Below are 17,814 nucleotides of genomic sequence, written 5' to 3' on the forward strand. Positions count from 1 at the left end.
AGCGGGCCCGCGGTGCAGGTCTTCGCTCACGCAAAGCGCCGCCGCCCCCGGCCCGATGGGAGTCACCGGACGACGGGGGCGGCGGCACTCACGCCGGAAGCCCTACTGCTTGGGGCTTGCCTTGGACTCGACCTTGATCTTGCCGTCGATGATGTCCTTCTTCAGGGAAACCAGCTCGCCCTGAAGATCGGCCGGGACCGCGGAAGCGAGATCGTGGAACGGTGCCACGTCGACGCCGCCGTTCGCGAGGGTGCCGACGTACGGCTTGGCAGTGAATTTGCCGTCCTTGTCGTCCTTGATCACGGTCTCCACGGCCTCGTCCATCTTCTTGATGACGGAGGTCAGCATGAGGCCCTTGTAGTCCGGGGCGGTCAGGTAACCGTCGGAGTCGACCCACACGAGCTTGACGTCCTTGCCGGCGGCCTTGGCTTCCTTCAGAGCGCTGGCGGCACCCTTGCCCACCGGGCCGGCGACGGGCATGATGATGTCCGCTCCGCCGTCGAGCAGGGACTTGGTGACCTGCTTGCCCTTGTCCTGCTTCTCGAAGTCACCGGTGAAGGTGCCGTCCTGCTTGTCCTTGTCCCAGCCGAGGACCTGGACGTTCTTGCCCTTCTTCTCGTTGAAGTACTTCACGCCATCCGCGAAGCCGTCCATGAAGATGGTGACGGTGGGGATCTTGATGCCACCGAAGGTGCCCACCTTGCCGGTCTTGGTGGTGGCGGCAGCGGTGTAACCGGCCAGGAACGCGGCCTGAGCCGTGTCATAGATGATCGGCTTCACGTTCGCGATTTCCTTGTCGTACGCGAAGTCGATGATGGTGAAGTGCTTGCCGGGGTTGGCGGTGGCCTGCGCCTTGGTGGCGTCACCCAGAAGGAAGCCGACCGTGACGGTCAGGTTGCAGCCGGCGCTGACCATGGCGCGCAGGTTCGGTTCGAAGTCGTTGTTGGACTTGGACTCGATCTGGTTGGTCTTGATGCCCAGGTCCTTCTCGGACTTCTTCAGGCCCTCGTAGGAGGACTGGTTGAAGGACTGGTCGTCAAAGCCACCGGAATCGGAGACGATGCACGCCTTGTAGTCGCTGCTGCCGGCCGCGGAGCCGGACTTCTCCTCTGGGGCTGCGCCACAGGCGGAGAGCAGCAGGGCTGCGGCGCTCATGCCTGCGACGCCGACCAGCGAACCGCGCTTGGCTGCGCTGAGGGCGCGCGCCTGCTTGGAAATCTTCAAGGATCCTCCAGAAAACTCGAAATGCCCAAGCATCCATGGCCCGGGCGGTGATGAAGGCAACATTACTCAGTGATCCACACCGCCCGCTACCACGGACGGCTGGATATGCACTGATCGTTGAATATTTGTTACCTATGGGTAGGCCTAGGCCTCGTCGAGATCCCGGATGGTGCGCAGCGCGGCCCCGGCCAGGACCCTGATCCCGTACCCGAGAGCGCGCTCGTCGAGGATGTAGTCGCCGCGGTGCAGATCGTATTCCTCGCCCCCGGGGGTGCGGGTGCCCAGACGCATCATCGCGCCGGGAACATCGGCCAGGAACCAGGCGAAGTCCTCGCCGCCCATGGACTGGGGGGTGAGCACGACGGCGCTCTCGCCGAGTTCCGCGCGGGCCGCGGCCTCGATCAGGGCGGTCTCATGCTCCGAGTTCACCACGGGCGGCACGCCGCGGGTGTGCTCCAGGTGGACGTCCACGCCATAGGGGGCGGCGACCTGCTGCACCACGGCGTCCAGGAGCTCGCCGGCGCCGTGCCAGGCGTCGCGGTCCAGACAGCGCATGGTCCCGGCCATGTACCCGTTCGCCGGGATGGCGTTGGGCGCGGATCCGGCACTGATCTGGCCCCATACCACGGAGACGGCGCTCCGCACGTCGATGCGGCGGGACAGCACGGCCGGGACGTTCACCGCGATCTGGGCGAGCGCGAACACCAGGTCCTCGGTCAGGTGCGGCCGCGAGGTGTGGCCGCCGCGCCCGGTCAGCTCGATCTTGATGGTGTCCGACGCCGAGGTGATCGCCCCGATGCGCGTGCCGATGTGCCCGACGTCGATCTTGGGATCGCAGTGCAGCGCCATGATGCGCGGCACGCCGTCCAGGACGCCCTGGGCGATGCACGACAGCGCGCCGCCCGGCATGGTCTCCTCGGCCGGCTGGAAGATGATCCGGACGGATCCGCCGAGCGGCTCCGACTGGTGCATCGCGTGCAGGACGAGCGCGACGCCGAGCATCGTGGTGGTGTGCACATCGTGCCCGCAGGCGTGCGTCACCCCGTGATTGGTGCTCGCGAAGGGCAGGCCCGTCTCCTCGATGATGGGCAGGGCGTCGATGTCGCCACGCAGTGCGGTGGCGATGGGCCCCTCCCCCACGTCGACCACGACGCCGGTGCCCTCCAGGCGCCGCGGCGTCAGTCCCGCGGCCTCCAGACGGGCCACGAGACGGTCCGTGGTGCGGAACTCCTTGAAGGAGAGTTCAGGGTGCGCATGCAGGTCCCGGCGGAACTCGATCAGCTCAGGCAGAAGCGGTTCCAGCCAGGGTCCGGCAAGCTGCGGCGGGTTCGATTCGCTGGAGTAGTTGCGCACCCTGACACTTTAGAGCGGGCGTGCGGAAAAACCTCAAAAGGTCACGCGGAGTTACAGAACGTCCGTATCGCCGCTGGCCTTGAAGGCGTCCACGGCGCTCTTCACGCGCTGCGCATGCTCCGTGGTGGTCACCAGCAAGGCGTCCGGAGTGTCCACGATCACGACGTCCTTGATGCCGATCAGCGCGATCACGCGCTTGGTGTCCGCCACGACGACGCCGCTCGCGTCCTCGGTGAAGACGCGGGGGTCATCGCCCAGGACGGTGACGTCGTCGACCTCGCGCGCGCTGTTCAGACGGCCGATCGCCGCGAAGTCCCCGACGTCGTCCCAGCCGAACTCCCCGGGCACGACGGCGACGTCGCCGGCTGCGGCGGCGGGCTCGGCCACCGCGTAGTCGATCGCGATCTTCGGCAGGGTCGGCCAGATGCGCGCCGTGACGGCGTCACGCTCCGGGGTGTCCCACGCGCGGGCGATCTCCAGGAGACCCGCGTGCAGCTCGGGCTGGTTGATCTCCAGGTGCTTGAGCATGAGGGCCACAGGCGCCACGAACATGCCGGCGTTCCAGACGTAGTCGCCACTGTCGAGGTACTGGCGGGCCACGGTCTCGTTGGGCTTCTCCACGAACTCCACCACGGCGTGGGCGTTCGGGGCCTCCTCCACGTTCAGCAGCTCACCGACGCGGATGTAGCCGAAGCCCGTGGACGGGTGGGTGGGCTTGATGCCGATGGTGACGATCTTGCCCGTGGCGGCCGTGTGGATCGCTTCGCGCACGGCGGCCTGGAAGACGTGGGTGGGGCTGATGACCTGGTCGGCGGCGAAGGAGCCCATGATGGTCTCCGGATCCCGTTCGTGCAGGATGGCGGCGGCCAGGCCGATCGCAGCGGCCGAGTCCTTCGGCTCGCTCTCCAGCACGAGGTCCCGGTCCGAGAGCTCGGGCAGCTGCCGGCATACCGCGGCGCGGTGGGCGTCGCCGGTGACCACGAGCACGCGGCCTTCCGCCAGCGGCTCCAGCCGGTCGTACGTCGCCCGGATGAGGGTGCTTCCCGAGCCGGTCAGATCATGCAGGAACTTGGGAGCGGCCGCCCGCGAGAGGGGCCACAGACGGGTTCCTACGCCACCGGCAGGGATGACCGCGAAAAAGCGGGACATCGCCTGGCTGCGGGCGTCCACATTGTCGTTACTCACCCCCACATGGTAGGTGACACAACGCCCGAAGACGGAGGAGGCGTGCCCGGGCGCACCGGCGGTTTGTGGCATTAATCTCATACCCAGTCGCATTTGCCCGAATTCCGCGCCCGCACTATGGGGGCAAGGCGAAGCTAAATTGAATAAGCTGTGAGCGAAGCCTAGATTTGGCTTGGGCCATCAGGCTCACACAGCATGCGTTCCCCCGCATGGACTACATGCCAGCGCTGCCGTGTTCCAGGGAGGTTTATTCAGTGCCGACGAAACCAGCTGGCACCTTGTACCGCGGCCGGGAGGGCATGTGGTCTTGGGTTGGGCACCGCATCACCGGTGTTGTGATCTTCTTCTTCTTGTTGGTGCACGTCCTGGACACGTCGCTGGTCCGCGTGTCCCCGGAGGTCTACACCAGCGTCATCGGGGCTTATAAGAACCCCCTCATGGCCATCGGCGAGACCGGCCTCGTGGCCGCGATCCTGTTCCACGCTTTCAATGGTCTGCGTGTCATCGCGATCGATTTCTGGAAGAAGGGCGCCAAGTACCAGCGCCAGATGCTGTGGGCCGTGCTCATCATCTGGGTCGTGGTCTTCGCAGCCTTCGCCATCCGTCACCTCAGCCTGGCACTGGGAGGTCACTAAGCCATGAGCACGATTCAGGCTCCTCGCAGCGGCAACAGCCGCATCGCCCCGCAGTACCGCCGCACGTCCGGCTCCAAGGGCAACTTCGAAATGTTCGCATGGCTCTTCATGCGGCTCTCCGGTGTCGTCCTGGTGGTGCTCATCTTCGGGCACCTCTTCGTGAACCTCATGGTGGGCCAGGGCATCCACGCCATCGACTTCGGCTTCGTGGCCGGCAAGTGGGCCGACCCGTTCTGGCAGTTCTGGGACCTGGCCATGCTGTGGCTGGCCTTCCTGCACGGCAGCAACGGCGTCCGCACCATCATCAACGACTACGCCGAGAAGGACAGCACCCGTCGCGTCCTGAAGACGCTGCTCTACGTCGCGTCCATCGTCGTCGTGATCCTGGGCACCCTGGTGATCTTCACCTTCGATCCGTGCCCGGTGCTCAACGGCCAGCTCATGGACGGCGCGCCGTCCTTCTGCCCGGCCCCGTAGCATCCAGGCCGCACGCGGCCTGAGCAGAAGATTTTCCTGGAAGAGAGAAGGCATCTGAGAATGCAGGTCCACAAGTACGATGTTGTGATCATCGGCGCCGGTGGCGCCGGAATGCGCGCAGCGATCGAAGCTGGCCAGCGTGCCCGCACGGCCGTGCTGACCAAGCTCTACCCCACCCGCTCCCACACGGGCGCCGCCCAGGGCGGCATGTGCGCAGCACTCGCCAATGTCGAAGAGGACAACTGGGAGTGGCACACCTTCGACACCGTCAAGGGCGGTGACTACCTGGTGGATCAGGACGCCGCGGAGGTCATGGCGAAGGAAGCCATCGACGCCGTGCTCGACCTCGAGAAGATGGGTCTGCCGTTCAACCGCACGCCCGAGGGCCGGATCGACCAGCGCCGCTTCGGCGGTCACACCCGTGACCACGGCAAGGCGCCCGTGCGCCGCGCCTGCTACGCCGCGGACCGCACCGGTCACATGATCCTGCAGACGCTCTACCAGAACTGCGTCAAGCACAACGTGGAGTTCTACAACGAGTACTACGTCCTGGACCTGCTGACCGTCGAGGAAGACGCGACGCGTGAGGACGGCACCCCGTACAAGCAGAAGCGCGTGGCCGGCGTGGTCTCCTACGACCTCGCGACCGGCGAACTGCACGTCTTCCAGGCCAAGAGCGTGGTGTTCGCCTCCGGCGGCGCCGGCAAGGTCTTCAAGACCACGTCCAACGCCCACACCCTCACCGGTGACGGCATGGGCATCGCCTTCCGCCGCGGCATCCCGCTGGAGGACATGGAGTTCTTCCAGTTCCATCCGACCGGCCTGGCCGGTCTGGGCATCCTTCTCTCCGAGGCCGCCCGCGGTGAAGGCGCCATCCTGCGCAACTCCGAGGGTGAGCGCTTCATGGAGCGCTACGCCCCCACCATCAAGGACCTGGCGCCCCGCGACATCGTGGCCCGTTCCATGGCCAACGAGGTCCGTGAGGGCCGCGGCTGCGGCCCGAACAAGGACTACGTGCTGCTCGACCTGACGCACCTGGAGCCGGCGCACATCGACGCCAAGCTCCCGGACATCACCGAGTTCGCCCGCACCTACCTGGGCGTGGAACCGTACACCGAGCCCGTCCCGGTGTTCCCCACGGCGCACTACGCCATGGGCGGCATCCCGACCAACATCGCCACCGAGGTCCTGCAGGACAACGACACGGTCATCCCGGGTCTGTTCGCCGCCGGCGAGGTGGCCTGTGTGTCCGTGCACGGCTCCAACCGCCTCGGCACCAACTCCCTGCTGGACATCAACGTGTTCGGCAAGCGCGCCGGTGTGGCCGCGGCGGAGTACTCCAAGACGGCCGACTTCGTGGAGCTCCCGGAGAACGCCGAGGACTTCACCATCGGCCTGCTGGACTCCGTCCGCAACGCCGACGGCACCGAGCGTGTGGCTGCGATCCGCAAGGAACTGCAGGACACCATGGACGCCAACATGCAGGTGTTCCGTTCCGCTGAGACCCTGAACCAGGTGCTCAAGGACATCGCCTCCTTCGAGGAGCGGTACAAGAACATCTCCATCCAGGACAAGGGCAAGCGCTTCAACCTGGACCTCCTCGAGGCCGTGGAGCTCGGCTTCCTGCTGGAGCTCGCCAAGGTCATGACCGTGGCGGCCCTGCACCGTGAAGAGTCCCGTGGCGGTCACTACCGCGAGGACTTCCCCGACCGTGACGACGCCAAGTTCATGAAGCACTCCATGGCTTACAAGGACTCCGAGTCGTCCGCCGAACACGTCGCCGGCATCCGTCTGGACACCAAGCCGGTGATCTTCACCCGTTACGAGCCGATGGAGCGTAAGTACTGATGACTGCCGCAACCGCTGAACCCGCATCCAAGGTGGAGCTGCCGGCGAGTGCCGGAGGCGGCGGGGAGATCCCGTCCTTCGACATCACGCTGCGCGTCCGTCGCTACAACCCGGAGGTCTCGGAAGAGGCGTACTGGGATGACTTCACGCTGACCATGTACGGCACCGACCGTGTGCTGGACGCTCTCCACAAGGTCAAGTGGGACCACGACGGCTCGCTGTCGTTCCGCCGCTCCTGCGCCCACGGCGTGTGCGGCTCCGATGCCATGCGCATCAACGGACGCAACCGCCTGGCCTGCAAGACCCTGCTGAAGGACCTGGACACGTCCAAGCCCATCACCGTGGAGCCCATCAAGGGTCTTCCGGTGGAGAAGGACCTCATCGTGGACATGGAGCCGTTCTTCCAGTCCTACCGCGAGGTCATGCCGTTCCTCATCCCGGGCGGTCACGAGCCGACCAAGGAACGCCTGCAGTCCCCCGAGGACCGTCAGCGCTTCGATGACACCACCAAGTGCATCCTCTGCGCCGCCTGCACCTCGAGCTGCCCGGTGTTCTGGACCGACGGCCAGTACTTCGGCCCGGCCGCGATCGTGAACGCCCACCGCTTCATCTTCGATTCCCGTGATGACGCCGGTGACATGCGCCTGGAGATCCTCAACGACAAGGAAGGCGTGTGGCGCTGCCGCACCACCTTCAACTGCTCCGAGGCCTGCCCGCGTGGCATCCAGATCACGCAGGCGATCGCCGAGGTCAAGCAGGCGATCCTCTCCCGCAACATCTGATCCCAGCGTCAGCCGACGACGATTCGCTGCTCCGCATCGGCGCCGCTCACCMCCCGGTGAGCGGCGCCGATGCGTTTCCCCGCCGCCGTCGTGCGCGGCGGGGTGAGCTCCCCCCCTCGTGCTCGCGAGACGCCAGTTGGGCACAGTCGGGCGGCTCCGGACTGTGCCCAACTGGCGTCTCGCGAGCAGCAACACCCGTCGGAGCTTCACATCCAGCGTGGGAGACCGCGGCCCGGTACGCTTCTGAGGGCTACGACAGATGAAAGGCGGCCCGATGCCCACCACCCTCAAGGTCAGCTTCGACGGCAGCACGGGCGCGCGCCTGGCCGGCATCCTGGACGTCCCGGACGGACCGGTCCGCGGCTGGGGTCTCTTCTCCCACGGGCTGACGCTGGGCAAGGACAGCCCGTCGGCCTCACGGATCTGCAAGGGCCTCGCCGAGCAGGGCGTGGGGATGCTGCGTTTCGACAACCTCGGGCTGGGCGACTCCGCCGGGGACTGGTCGGACGGGTCCTTCAGCGTCAAGGTGGCCGACACGGTCAAGGCGGCCGAATTCCTGAGCGGCGAGGGTAAGCCTGCCCGCCTGCTGGTGGGCCATTCATTCGGCGGCGCCGCGGTTCTCGCCGCGGCTTCGTCACTCCCCGACGTGGCCGCCGTCGCGACGGTCGCGGCACCCTACGAGCCGCGCCATGTGGAGCACATGTTCGACTCCGAGGTCGACACCATCCTGGCCACCGGCAGCGCGGAGGTGGACCTCGGCGGCCGTCGCCGGGAGATCCGCCGGCACTTCGTGGAGGACGTCCAGCAAGCCGATCTGCGGGAATGCATCAGGGGTCTGCACCGGCCCCTCATGGTGCTCCACTCCCCCACCGACAACACCGTGGGGATCGACAACGCCAGCGCCATCTTCCAGACGGCACGCCACCCGCGCAGCTTCGTCTCGCTGGAGGGCACGGAGCACCTCCTCACCGGCAAGGGTCAGGCGGCGCGCGTGGCCCGGATCATCTCAGCCTGGGCCGAGCAGTACCTCAGCGCCTGATTCCCAGGCCGAGCCCCTGCCCTGGGGGCGGGGCGTGCCACGCCTCAGGCCTCGTCTCGGGCCTGTCCGTCCGCCGCGGCTTCCAGGTCCGCGGCGCGCACGGTCGTCCAGGAGGTGCACAGCAGCAGCACCATGCTGAGGAGATTCAGCCAGATCAGGACACCGACCACGATCCCGAAGGACGCCATCACCGGATTCTTGGTGGCCATGCCGAGCAGTTCGCTGCTCAGGGCCTGCATGAGCGTGAGGATGACCGCACAGATCGCGACGCCCTCCAGGAACGGCCTGCGCGGGAAACGGAGCCTGGCTCCCAGGCGCATGAGCAGCGCCGCCGTGCACCCGTTCAGGAGGAGGCCCGCGGCGATCGCCAGGAACGGGATCCGCACCACCTGCTCGAACGGAGTGCCCGCCAGCAGGTGACCCAGCAGATCGCTGGAGAGGACCGTGATGCCGACGCTGAGCAGGAGGGCCAGAGCCATCAGGAGCAGGGTGGCCAGGTCCAGGAGCCTCGCGACGACGAAGTTCTCCTTCAGCGGGGGCTGTACGGCCACCTGACGCATGCCTTCCCGGGTGCCGCCGATCCAGCCGAGCGAGCTGAACAACGCCACCACCAGGGACAGCGCCACGGTCCAGCTGAGGCCGCCCGGGTCCAGGAAGCCCTGCGGATCAATGAGACCCGGGCCGTCGCCGCGCTTGAGGACTCCGGGAAGGGCCTTGGCCGCCGTGTTCAGGAGATCGTCCCGGAACCCCGGGTGGCCGTTGAGGAGCAGGCCGCCGATGCCGAAACCCGCCACGGTCAGTGCGCCGATCGAGAAGAACATGCGGAAGGCCACGCCTCCCGCCACGAGCGAGCCGTTGCGGGCCTGGAAGTTGCCCCAGACCCTCAGGGGAAGCCAGGTGGCACTCAGGGCCGCCAGCCAGGCGAAGAAAGCCCCGAGGAAGGCGGGCGTCCCCTGCCCCTGGCTGAATCCGCGCCAGAGGGCGTCGCGTCGTCGTCGTTCCTCACGGCGGAGACCCGCCCGGTCAAGAGGCGAGACATCCTCCCCCACCGGGTCCTCCGGCAAGGGTTCGGGCCGTGTCTCGGGCGCCTCAGCGCGCTTTCGGTGTCCCACCAAGAGGAACTTCCTCTCGTAGTTTCCAGAATCCATTGTCGACGTGCTCGTACACTCCGATGCGGTCCACCGTGATGGTGGCGGCGTAGGAGGACAAAGCCTCCTCCGCATCGGTCAGACTGCTCTCCCCCACGTCATGGGCCACCGTGACGTGCGGGTGGTAGGGGAAGGCCGGTTCGCGGTCCAGCGGGCCGGCCTGAAGGGCTTCATGCAGCTGCACGCAGTCGTCGAAGCCGTCCACCACGTTCAGGTACACCACCGGGGAGACGGGCCGGAAGGACCCCGTCCCGCTGAGGGTGATGGTGAACGGGTCAGTGTCCGTGGCGACCGAGCGCACGTGTTCCAGGGCGCTCGGCCAGTCGGCGGCGGGAGTGGTCGTCACCAGCGTGATGTGCGCCGGGACGTGGGAGGCCATGGGATCGCCGAAGGAGGCGCGCCACACCTGAAGCTCGGACGCGATCTCCTCCGGGAAGCCGATGATGACGCCGACGCAGGGCTGCGTCACCTCAGCGGGGATCTCCCCCTGCTGAGCGACGCCGCCCCCGGCGTTCGGCTCCTGGCACATGGGTTCAGTCTGCCTGTCCTGCAGGAGCCAGGAAACCCACCTTCTGGTAGACGTCCGCGAGCACCGGCGCCGCCACGGCGCGCGCCTTCTCCGCCCCGTGGGCCAGAAGGCGGTCGAGTTCCGCCGGGTCTTCCAGCAGTTCCAGCGTGCGGCCCCGGATGGGTTCCAGGCGCTCGACCACGGCGTCCGCGACGGCGACCTTGAGGTGGCCGTACATCTTGCCCTGGAACTCCTCCACCAGCTGCTCCACCGGGGTGTCGCTGACGGTGGAGAGGATCTCGAGCAGATTGCTGACGCCCGGCTTCTCCTGGCGGTCGAAGGAGATCTCCGTGCCCGCGTCCGTCACCGCGGACTTGATGCGCTTGGCGATGACCTTCGGGTCGTCCAGGATGTTGATCAGGCCGTTGGGGCTCGACGCGGACTTGGACATCTTGGACGTGGGCGCCTGCAGATCGTAGATCCGGGCGCCGTCCTTGCGGATCAGCGCCTTGGGTAGGCGGAACGTCTCGCCGAAGCGGTGGTTGAAGCGCTGGGCCAGGTCGCGGGCCAGTTCCACGTGCTGCTTCTGGTCATCCCCCACGGGCACGGCGTCCGGCAAATACAGCAGGATGTCCGCGGCCATCAGCATGGGGTAGGTGAACAGGCCGACGCCGGCCGAATCCAGGCCGCCCTTCGCCGACTTGTCCTTGAACTGCGTCATCCGGGACGCCTCGCCGAAGCCGGTGATGCACATCATGACCCAGGCCAGCTGCGCGTGCTCCGGCACGTGGGACTGCACGAAGAGCGTCGACTTCTCGACGTCGATGCCGCCGGCGATGTACTGCGCCGCGGTGCGACGGGTGCGCTCGGCCAGCTCGGCCGGATCCTGGGGCACGGTGATCGCGTGCATGTCCGGGATGAAATAGAAGGTGTCGTAATCCTCCTGGGCCTTGACCCAGTTCACCAGGGCGCCCAGGTAGTTGCCCAGGTGCAGCGAGTCCGCGGACGGCTGCATCCCGGAGAGGACGCGGGGCCTGCGGTCGTTCTGGAGGGTGAGGAGATCTTCTTCGGTGATGGTGTTGTGGCTCATGGTGTCCTTGGGAACGCCCGGGTCACCCCGGGGCGCTGCCTCTCAGAGGCTGTAGTCGACCACCAGGGGTGCGTGGTCGGAGAAACGGGTGTCGTAGCTGGCTGCGCGGTCCACCACGGCCTGCCGCGCACGGGCGGCGAGGGCGGGGGTGGCCATGTGATAGTCGATACGCCAACCCGTGTCATTGTCGAACGCCTGACCGCGCTGCGACCACCAGGTGTACGGGCCGTCCACCGGGCCGGCCAGCTCGCGTGCCACGTCCTTGTACCCGATCTCCTCACCGAAGAAGCGGTCGAAGTAGGCGCGTTCCTCCGGCAGGAAGCCTGCGCGCTTGGTGTTGCCGCGCCAGTTCTTGATGTCCAGCTCGGTGTGCCCCACGTTCAGGTCACCCGTGATCAGGACGTGGTCGCTCGCGGCGGCCATTTCCGGGAGGCGGGTGATCATCGTGTCGAGGAAGCGGTACTTGTCCACCTGCTTGGGGGTGTCGACCTCACCGGAGTGCACATAGGCACTGACGACAGTGAGCTTCTCACCGTTGGGGAGCCCGAAGTCGGCTTCCACCCAGCGGCCCGTGGTGGCGAAGTAGTCGTCTCCGATGCCGACGCGCGTGTCGAGCGGCTTCTCCCGGGACACCAGCGCGACGCCCGCCCGGCCCTTGGCTTCCGCCTCGGCGTGCAGGATGTGCCAGCCTTCGCCGATCAGATCGAAGACCACGTCGTCGGGCGCGCGGACCTCCTGGAGTGTGAGGATGTCCACGTCCCGCCCGGCGAGCCATTCGGCCATACCCTTGCGGTAGGCGGCCCGGATGCCGTTGACGTTGACGGTCGCAATGCGCAGATAGTCCTTCTCAGCCACGTTCACCCTCGTAACTCTAGTCGATGACGGTGCCCGTCACAGGCGCCTCGGTGGTGCCGCCGGACTTGATCATGTCGCGTGCGTTGGCGGCGGTGATGGTGATGGTCTCCAGTGCGCGGGACACCGTGTCCTGATCGCTTTCGGCACCCTTCGCGAGCTCTTCCTCGATCACGCGCGCCTGCACCTGGACGATCTTGAAGGAGTGGTCCAGCTTCATGTCCCGCATGCGACCGGACTCCCCGTCCTGCGCCACCAGCCGGGTGCTCTCCGAGGACGACGACGGCGCACGGCCGGCCGCCGCGTTGAAGGCGTTGCTCGCTTCGCTCAGCTTCGCCGCGGCCCGCTTGGTGGCGCGCTGGATGCTGAACACGACGAATGCGGCGAGGAGGAGCCAGCCGAGCGAGATGACGGCCACGAACCAGCCCACCACGCTGTTCTGGTTCGCGGCGAAGATCACGGCCACCAGGAAGGCGAGGACCAGGACGGACATGCCGAGTCCGCCGATCCTGAAGGTGCTGGCCTTGGCCGCGCTGAAGCGCGTGCCGGCGCCGGACTGGGTGTCTTCGGGTCCAAGAGATCGCATGATTCCATTCTCCCTCAAGCGGAGGGTCCGCCCGGCCATGTTCCCGCCGGGCGAACGGAGGAGTGCGGGAACGTCGGTGTGGCCGCGGTTGCTGTCGGCCGAAGGGCCGGGGTCGCGCGGCCTCCCAGACCGCCGCCCTCGCTGTCCTGCCCCATTCTGAGGGCCGGGGTCGCTGTCCCGCCCCACTCAAAGGGCCGAGCTCGCTACCCGGGGTAGCGGGTTCGGCCCCTTGCAGGCGAGTTCAGCCAAGGGTGGGTCCGAGCCGGGGTGAGAGGCTCGACCCGGCTGAGTCCGCTGGTGAGGGGGTGAGTCCGCTAACAGATGTAGCGGTCTCGCCCCCTCACCAGCGGACTCAGCCTCGCCAGTGGACTCAATAGGAGGTGGCTCCTGACACCCGACCGGATCAGGAGTTGGCGCGGAGGACTTCCAGGCGCTGGCGGTATTCGCTCTCGTCGATCTCGCCGCGGGCGTACCGTTCGCGGAGGACCGACTCCGCCCCCATCCGGCCCGCCTGTCCGGCCCAGTGACGCCGCCGGCGGGCGAAGAAGAAGATGCCGACGAAGAGCAGGACGAACCAGAAGAACGGGAAGATGAGGAACCAGGGAAAGAAGCCCCCGGCCCACATGCCGTGAGCGGCGATGGCCGGGGCCGCCAGGAGTGCTGTGCTGAACATGATGGAACCTTTCGTGAAACCGTCGTCGACGGCTGTGACGAGCCGGTGTTCCGGCCTGATTCCATCCTTCGCGGATCGCGGCTCCGCCGCGTCTGCCCGGGGGAAGCACTTCGCCTCGGGCCCTACTCCCGGGAGAGTACGCGCCAGGAGCACACGGGACCGCCAGGAGCGAGCGACGTGCCAGGCGGTGCCATGCCCCTGGACTCCGCCGGGATCCGGCTACACGTCAGCACTCGGGCGCACGGGCGCATCCGGCCCGGGATACCCGGCGCGCATCGGCACTCGGGCGCGCGGCCGGCGCTTCAGAATCCAGGCGTTTCAGAATCCGGGCGTTTCAGAATCCGGGCGCTGGTATCCGTGCGCTCGGAAGGTCACGGCAGTGGGAGCCCGGCCTCACGGAGTCCAGCCGGGTCTGACCAGCCCGGATTCATAAGCCGCCACGACCAGCTGGGCCCGGTCACGGCAGCCGAGCTTGCCCATGATCCGCGAGACGTGGGTCTTCGCGGTCAATGGCGTGATGTACAACCGCTCAGCGATCTCGGCATTGTTCAGTCCTTCCCCCACGAGGGCCAGCACCTCCCGCTCGCGTTCGGTGATCTCCGCCAGGCTCCGGGGCGCCGAGGACCGTCCCTGGCCCTTGAGCAGGTTCATGACCTGGCGGGTGACCGGTGGCGAGAGGAGGGCGTCTCCGTCGTGGACGGCACGGATGGCCCGCAGCAGCTCGGCCGGTTCGGTGTCCTTGACGAGAAAGCCCGCCGCGCCGGCGCGGATGGCCTCCACGATGTACTCGTCCAGCCCGAACGTGGTGAGGATGATGATGCGGGGCACCGGCCCGAGGCGGGCGATGTCCCGGGTGGCCTCCAGCCCGTCACCGTCGGGCATGCGGATGTCCATCAGCATCACATCCGGGTGCGACCTCCGGGCTACCGCCACCGCCTCACGTCCGGTGGCCGCCTCGCCCACGATCTCCAGGCCCTCCTCCGCTTCGATCAGCGCGCGGAATCCGGCACGGATGAGGCCCTGATCATCGGCGAGCGCCACCCGCACCGGCCCGCCGTCGTGCTGTCCGTCGTCCTGTCCGCTGTCCATCAGAGTCCCTTCCCGTCGGGAGATCGTCCGCCATTCCCCGCCCGGGTCGTGGGTGCGTCCCGGGGGGCTCTCACGTCGAGGTGGAATTCGCCGCGTCCCACGGCCACGACCACGCTCCCGCCGCATGCGGCCAGCCTCTCCCGCATGCCCCGGAGGCCGTGCCCTTCCCGGACCTCGCCACGTGCCGGGTCCGCCTGGCTGACCAGCCGGAACCACACCTCGTCGGCGGTCGAACCGAGGGCCAGGACGGCTTCCGGAACCGTGGCGTGCCTGCGGACATTGCTCAGGCCCTCCTGCACCGCCCTGAACAGCGCGTCCTGCACAGCGGGGACCAGGCGCGACGCGGTGGCCTGCCAGGCGACCAGTCCGTCCGGAGGGTCGAGCTCCACCCTGAGACCCGCGGCACGGGTCTCCTCCACCAGAGCGGCCACCTCGGCCAGGTTCCGGTGCCGGACCGGCGGGGTGCGGGGCGCCGTCGGCGAGGGTCCGCCGGCGCCGCCTTCTTCCGTGTGGTTCTCCGGATCCCCCGGCTCTCTGAGACCTTGATCCCGCAGGACATCCAGGAGGTCCCGCACTTCGGCCAGCGAATCCTTGCTGGCGTCCTTGATGTTCTGCAGCGCCTCGGTCAGCCGGGCCGGATCCTTCTCCCCCAGGTGCAACGCGACGGAGGCCTGCACGTTGATCAGGGACAGCGAATGGCCCACCACATCGTGGATGTCCCGGGCCAGCGCAAGACGGTATTCATCCCGCTCCGCCTGTTCCCGCGCCTTGCGCTGCTCCCTCAGTTCGGCCAGCCTCAGGCGACGGCGACGGCCCGCCTCCCCCAACAGCACGAGGACCGCCAGCCATGCGGTGGCCCCGGCCAGCGCAGGCGCCCCGGCCCAGGGCGAGGCGGCCGCCCAGGGCGGAGTCCACAGGGGCTCCCGCACCGGGAACCACCCCGTTTCCTGAAGGACCGCCAGCGTCGCCACGAGTCCGACCACGCTCCAGGACTGCCACCGTCTGCCCCTCAGGGAAGCGTTGAACAAAGCGACGATGAAAGCCAGGAACACCGGTCCCCACGGCAGAGCCAGCAGGACATAACCTGCCGCGAGCACCACCTGAAAGGCCAGGACCTGGGCCGGCCTGAGATGCATGAACAGCAGTGCCGCCGGCCCCAGCAGGAGGAACAGCACCGTCACGGGTGGCAGCTCCAAGCCCCGCCAATGCGCCATGGCCACGGTGCCGAACAGCTGGATCACCGCGACGGCGCACGGGATGCCGAGCTGGACGATCCGGCGTCGTCGTGTGCTGTTCATGGTCCCGAGCCTAGACGCCGCGGGAGGCCACCGCGTCCCCCAGGTGGAGTATGTGGAAAGCCGCGGCGGCAGTCGTCACGGCTGCGGCTTGTTCGCCTTGCCGTCCAGCCACAGTTCCGTGGACGCGTCGGCATGAGAACCCTCGCTGCCCACGTGTTTGTCGCTGATGGTGGGTCCGTTCTTGATGACGTGGACCAGGGCCATGCCGTGCCCGCGGCCGAGGCCGTATTCGTCCTTCAGCCACTCGAGGATGACCCCGGCCTTCACCCCCGGCTCCCCGAACCCCTTGGCCTCAGCCTCCTCCACGAGCCGGCGTGGGGTCTTTCCCGTCTTCTCCTCGATCGCGTCGAGATATGCCTGAAATGACATGTCGTGTCCTTCATCGTGGTCGTCGTGTCCCGCCGGGCAGTTCACCGCGGCGGCCTGGTACCGGAGCCCGGCCGGGCTACCCGTCCTGTTCCCTGAACTCCTGGAGGATCCGCGGCGAATCATGCAGGCAGACCATCAACAGCGGCACGGCGCCCCGATTGGTGAAACCATGCCACGCTCCGGCCGGGACGATCACCGTGGTCCCCGGTCCGGCGAGGAGCTCCCCGCCGTCGAGGTGGAACGTCGCCTCGCCTTCCAGCGCCAACCAGGTCTCGGCGTAAGGGTGCCGGTGCACGGCCGGCCCCTTGCCCGGCGGGGTGCGGACCAGAAAGTAGGAGAGCCCCACTCCGAAGTCGCCGCCCTCGAACCGTTCCGCCGTGCCACCCGGAAGCGCCAGGCTGCCCGGTTCCAGCAGCACCACACTTTCCGCATCCATCTGTTCCTCCTCGGGTTCCGCCGTCCGGCGGTGTGCCTTCACTCTCGCCCAGCCTTCACCGTGCCGCTAACCTTTCGATATGGATCGAAACATCGTGACGTTCCGGCTCAGCCTGGAGGACGTGGCGACCCTGCGCTTCGGCATCTCTCCGGGCCACGAACTCGCCGCCGCGATCCGGCTGATCCAGACCGCCCAGTCCCGCCCACTCCACTGGGGCTGGCTTCGCGAGGCGCGCCGGTCCGTGCCCCAGGAGGCCTTCGCACTCTTATCACTCCTGATCGCTCCGCAGGGTTACTTCCCCGATTTCCTCACCGGCACACCGGGCCCCGACCTCACCCCGGCCGAAGAGCTCGCGACGCTGCGCGCCACTCCCCCTGACCTGGCGTCGTATCAGCTGCGCAAGGTCCTCCGTCTCGCCGAGGGATCCCGTCACGCCACCGTGGAGCGGATGGCGGAGCGTCCGGCCCTGGCACTGGGCCGCATCGCCGAAGCCTGGTCGGCCGTCTGGGATGCCGTCCTGGCACCGCAATGGCCGCAGATCCGGCGGCTCCTCCTCGCGGACATCGCCCACCGGACGGGCGTCATGGCCGGGCACGGCGCGGGGGCGATGGTCGTCGGCCTCCACGAACGGGTCTCCTGGCGACCGGGGGAAGTGCGGGTGCGGATGAACGCCTGGCAGGAGGAGGTGGACTGCCGTGGCCACGGGCTGCTCCTGGCACCGTCCGTGCTGTCCAGCCCCTGGTGTTCGGTCCTGACGGAGGCTCCCGTCCAGCCCACCGTGTTCTACCCGGTGCTCGGGCTCTCCCCGGAATGGCACCGCTCGGGCGCCCCGACCGACGGACAGGCGCTCGCCCGCCTGCTGGGATCGGGACGGGCCGCGGTGCTCAGCGTTCTCGACGGCGCGCGGAACACCAGCGATGTAGCACGCCTGTGCGGAATAGCGCCGTCGACGGCGGTCCACCACCTCGCAGCCCTGCGCGACGCCGGGCTGCTGAGCAGCACACGACGGGGCGCCGCCGTCGAACACCAGCGGACCGCCCTGGGCGACGCGCTGCTGTTCACGGCCGGTCCCGCGGGTCCCGTGGAGCGGGCCCCCGCGACCCTGACTGACCACCTGGGACGCCAAGCCCGCCGCGACGCCTGAAAAACTGCGGCCGGGAAACACGACGGCGCCGGACCCCACGAAGGGATCCGGCGCCGTCGCGCGTGCGGGGAGACCCCG

19 protein-coding genes are annotated in these 17,814 nt (G+C 68.0%); 6 read left to right on the plus strand and 13 right to left on the minus strand.

Annotation, left to right across the window (positions count from 1 at the left end; translation table 11 throughout):
- Positions 1-102: 102 nt before the first annotated feature.
- The 3 genes from AB4Y75_RS09595 to AB4Y75_RS09605 form a co-directional block, all read right to left on the minus strand.
- Positions 103-1,224 carry a BMP family lipoprotein gene (locus AB4Y75_RS09595; RefSeq protein WP_441435636.1) on the minus strand — a complete coding sequence of 374 codons (1,122 nt, stop codon included), beginning with the start codon at positions 1,222-1,224 and terminating at the stop codon, positions 103-105.
- Positions 1,225-1,368: 144 nt separating this feature from the next.
- Positions 1,369-2,577: an amidohydrolase gene (locus AB4Y75_RS09600; protein WP_441435637.1), complete on the minus strand. Its 1,209-nt coding sequence runs from the start codon at positions 2,575-2,577 to the stop codon at positions 1,369-1,371.
- A gap of 51 nt (positions 2,578-2,628) precedes the next feature.
- Positions 2,629-3,726 (minus strand): mannose-1-phosphate guanylyltransferase, encoded by a 1,098-nt coding sequence (locus AB4Y75_RS09605; protein ID WP_441435780.1) that lies wholly within the window; start codon positions 3,724-3,726, stop codon positions 2,629-2,631.
- 290 nt (positions 3,727-4,016) lie between these two features.
- Between AB4Y75_RS09605 and sdhC the strand changes: the two genes are divergently transcribed.
- From sdhC to AB4Y75_RS09630, 5 genes are all read left to right on the plus strand, one after another.
- Entirely contained in the window at positions 4,017-4,397 is a 381-nt protein-coding gene (sdhC, locus tag AB4Y75_RS09610) for a succinate dehydrogenase, cytochrome b556 subunit (protein WP_441435638.1), read from the plus strand.
- A 3-nt stretch (positions 4,398-4,400) separates the two neighbouring features.
- Entirely contained in the window at positions 4,401-4,874 is a 474-nt protein-coding gene (locus tag AB4Y75_RS09615) for a succinate dehydrogenase hydrophobic membrane anchor subunit (protein ID WP_441435639.1), read from the plus strand.
- Between the two features lie 60 nt (positions 4,875-4,934).
- The gene (gene sdhA, locus AB4Y75_RS09620; RefSeq protein ID WP_441435640.1) at positions 4,935-6,722 is read left to right on the plus strand and encodes a succinate dehydrogenase flavoprotein subunit; all 1,788 of its coding nucleotides are present in this window, start codon (positions 4,935-4,937) and stop codon (positions 6,720-6,722) included.
- Complete coding sequence (locus AB4Y75_RS09625; RefSeq protein ID WP_441435641.1) at positions 6,722-7,504, plus strand: succinate dehydrogenase iron-sulfur subunit; 783 nt, start codon at positions 6,722-6,724, stop codon at positions 7,502-7,504. The genes sdhA and AB4Y75_RS09625 overlap by 1 nt, the downstream gene beginning before the upstream one ends.
- Before the next feature lie 274 nt (positions 7,505-7,778).
- The gene (locus AB4Y75_RS09630; protein WP_441435642.1) at positions 7,779-8,543 is read left to right on the plus strand and encodes an alpha/beta hydrolase family protein; all 765 of its coding nucleotides are present in this window, start codon (positions 7,779-7,781) and stop codon (positions 8,541-8,543) included.
- 44 nt (positions 8,544-8,587) lie between these two features.
- Here the strand turns inward: AB4Y75_RS09630 and AB4Y75_RS09635 are convergent, their stop codons facing one another.
- From AB4Y75_RS09635 to AB4Y75_RS09680, 10 genes are all read right to left on the minus strand, one after another.
- Positions 8,588-9,655, minus strand: coding sequence for a YihY/virulence factor BrkB family protein (locus AB4Y75_RS09635; protein ID WP_441435781.1), 1,068 nt, complete (start codon positions 9,653-9,655; stop codon positions 8,588-8,590).
- Positions 9,633-10,220, minus strand: a complete 588-nt coding sequence (locus AB4Y75_RS09640; RefSeq protein WP_441435643.1) for a 2'-5' RNA ligase family protein — start codon at positions 10,218-10,220, stop codon at positions 9,633-9,635. The genes AB4Y75_RS09635 and AB4Y75_RS09640 overlap by 23 nt, the downstream gene beginning before the upstream one ends.
- Positions 10,221-10,224: 4 nt before the next feature.
- On the minus strand, positions 10,225-11,289 hold the full coding sequence (gene trpS, locus AB4Y75_RS09645) for a tryptophan--tRNA ligase (protein WP_441435644.1): 1,065 nt from the start codon (positions 11,287-11,289) through the stop codon (positions 10,225-10,227).
- A gap of 42 nt (positions 11,290-11,331) precedes the next feature.
- On the minus strand, positions 11,332-12,144 hold the full coding sequence (locus AB4Y75_RS09650) for an exodeoxyribonuclease III (protein WP_441435645.1): 813 nt from the start codon (positions 12,142-12,144) through the stop codon (positions 11,332-11,334).
- Between the two features lie 16 nt (positions 12,145-12,160).
- Positions 12,161-12,727, minus strand: coding sequence for a hypothetical protein (locus AB4Y75_RS09655; protein ID WP_441435646.1), 567 nt, complete (start codon positions 12,725-12,727; stop codon positions 12,161-12,163).
- 403 nt (positions 12,728-13,130) lie between these two features.
- Complete coding sequence (locus AB4Y75_RS09660) at positions 13,131-13,400, minus strand: SHOCT domain-containing protein (RefSeq protein ID WP_441435647.1); 270 nt, start codon at positions 13,398-13,400, stop codon at positions 13,131-13,133.
- 393 nt (positions 13,401-13,793) lie between these two features.
- Positions 13,794-14,489 (minus strand): response regulator, encoded by a 696-nt coding sequence (locus AB4Y75_RS09665; RefSeq protein ID WP_441435648.1) that lies wholly within the window; start codon positions 14,487-14,489, stop codon positions 13,794-13,796.
- The gene (locus AB4Y75_RS09670) at positions 14,489-15,787 is read right to left on the minus strand and encodes a sensor histidine kinase (protein WP_441435649.1); all 1,299 of its coding nucleotides are present in this window, start codon (positions 15,785-15,787) and stop codon (positions 14,489-14,491) included. The genes AB4Y75_RS09665 and AB4Y75_RS09670 overlap by 1 nt, the downstream gene beginning before the upstream one ends.
- 75 nt (positions 15,788-15,862) lie before the next feature.
- The gene (locus AB4Y75_RS09675) at positions 15,863-16,156 is read right to left on the minus strand and encodes a DUF4287 domain-containing protein (protein WP_441435650.1); all 294 of its coding nucleotides are present in this window, start codon (positions 16,154-16,156) and stop codon (positions 15,863-15,865) included.
- Positions 16,157-16,232: 76 nt separating this feature from the next.
- Entirely contained in the window at positions 16,233-16,592 is a 360-nt protein-coding gene (locus AB4Y75_RS09680; protein WP_441435651.1) for a cupin domain-containing protein, read from the minus strand.
- A gap of 79 nt (positions 16,593-16,671) precedes the next feature.
- On the opposite strand from AB4Y75_RS09680, the gene AB4Y75_RS09685 reads away from it, so the two are divergent.
- On the plus strand, positions 16,672-17,736 hold the full coding sequence (locus AB4Y75_RS09685; protein WP_441435652.1) for a DUF5937 family protein: 1,065 nt from the start codon (positions 16,672-16,674) through the stop codon (positions 17,734-17,736).
- Positions 17,737-17,814 lie beyond the last annotated feature (78 nt).

The sequence above is a fragment of the Arthrobacter sp. RAF14 genome (assembly GCF_052114185.1).
Lineage (GTDB): Bacteria > Actinomycetota > Actinomycetes > Actinomycetales > Micrococcaceae > Arthrobacter_E.

What these genes read in the sequence shown, in the direction of transcription:
- AB4Y75_RS09605 (WP_441435780.1), bottom strand. Translation starts at nt 3,726, where the DNA reads ATGTCCCGCTTTTTCGCGGTCATCCCTGCCGGTGGCGTAGGAACCCGT.
- AB4Y75_RS09615 (WP_441435639.1), top strand. Translation starts at nt 4,401, where the DNA reads ATGAGCACGATTCAGGCTCCTCGCAGCGGCAACAGCCGCATCGCCCCG.
- sdhA (WP_441435640.1), top strand. Translation starts at nt 4,935, where the DNA reads ATGCAGGTCCACAAGTACGATGTTGTGATCATCGGCGCCGGTGGCGCC.
- AB4Y75_RS09625 (WP_441435641.1), top strand. Translation starts at nt 6,722, where the DNA reads ATGACTGCCGCAACCGCTGAACCCGCATCCAAGGTGGAGCTGCCGGCG.
- AB4Y75_RS09630 (WP_441435642.1), top strand. Translation starts at nt 7,779, where the DNA reads ATGCCCACCACCCTCAAGGTCAGCTTCGACGGCAGCACGGGCGCGCGC.
- AB4Y75_RS09640 (WP_441435643.1), bottom strand. Translation starts at nt 10,220, where the DNA reads ATGTGCCAGGAGCCGAACGCCGGGGGCGGCGTCGCTCAGCAGGGGGAG.
- trpS (WP_441435644.1), bottom strand. Translation starts at nt 11,289, where the DNA reads ATGAGCCACAACACCATCACCGAAGAAGATCTCCTCACCCTCCAGAAC.
- AB4Y75_RS09655 (WP_441435646.1), bottom strand. Translation starts at nt 12,727, where the DNA reads ATGCGATCTCTTGGACCCGAAGACACCCAGTCCGGCGCCGGCACGCGC.
- AB4Y75_RS09660 (WP_441435647.1), bottom strand. Translation starts at nt 13,400, where the DNA reads ATGTTCAGCACAGCACTCCTGGCGGCCCCGGCCATCGCCGCTCACGGC.
- AB4Y75_RS09665 (WP_441435648.1), bottom strand. Translation starts at nt 14,489, where the DNA reads ATGGACAGCGGACAGGACGACGGACAGCACGACGGCGGGCCGGTGCGG.
- AB4Y75_RS09670 (WP_441435649.1), bottom strand. Translation starts at nt 15,787, where the DNA reads ATGAACAGCACACGACGACGCCGGATCGTCCAGCTCGGCATCCCGTGC.
- AB4Y75_RS09675 (WP_441435650.1), bottom strand. Translation starts at nt 16,156, where the DNA reads ATGTCATTTCAGGCATATCTCGACGCGATCGAGGAGAAGACGGGAAAG.
- AB4Y75_RS09680 (WP_441435651.1), bottom strand. Translation starts at nt 16,592, where the DNA reads ATGGATGCGGAAAGTGTGGTGCTGCTGGAACCGGGCAGCCTGGCGCTT.
- AB4Y75_RS09685 (WP_441435652.1), top strand. Translation starts at nt 16,672, where the DNA reads ATGGATCGAAACATCGTGACGTTCCGGCTCAGCCTGGAGGACGTGGCG.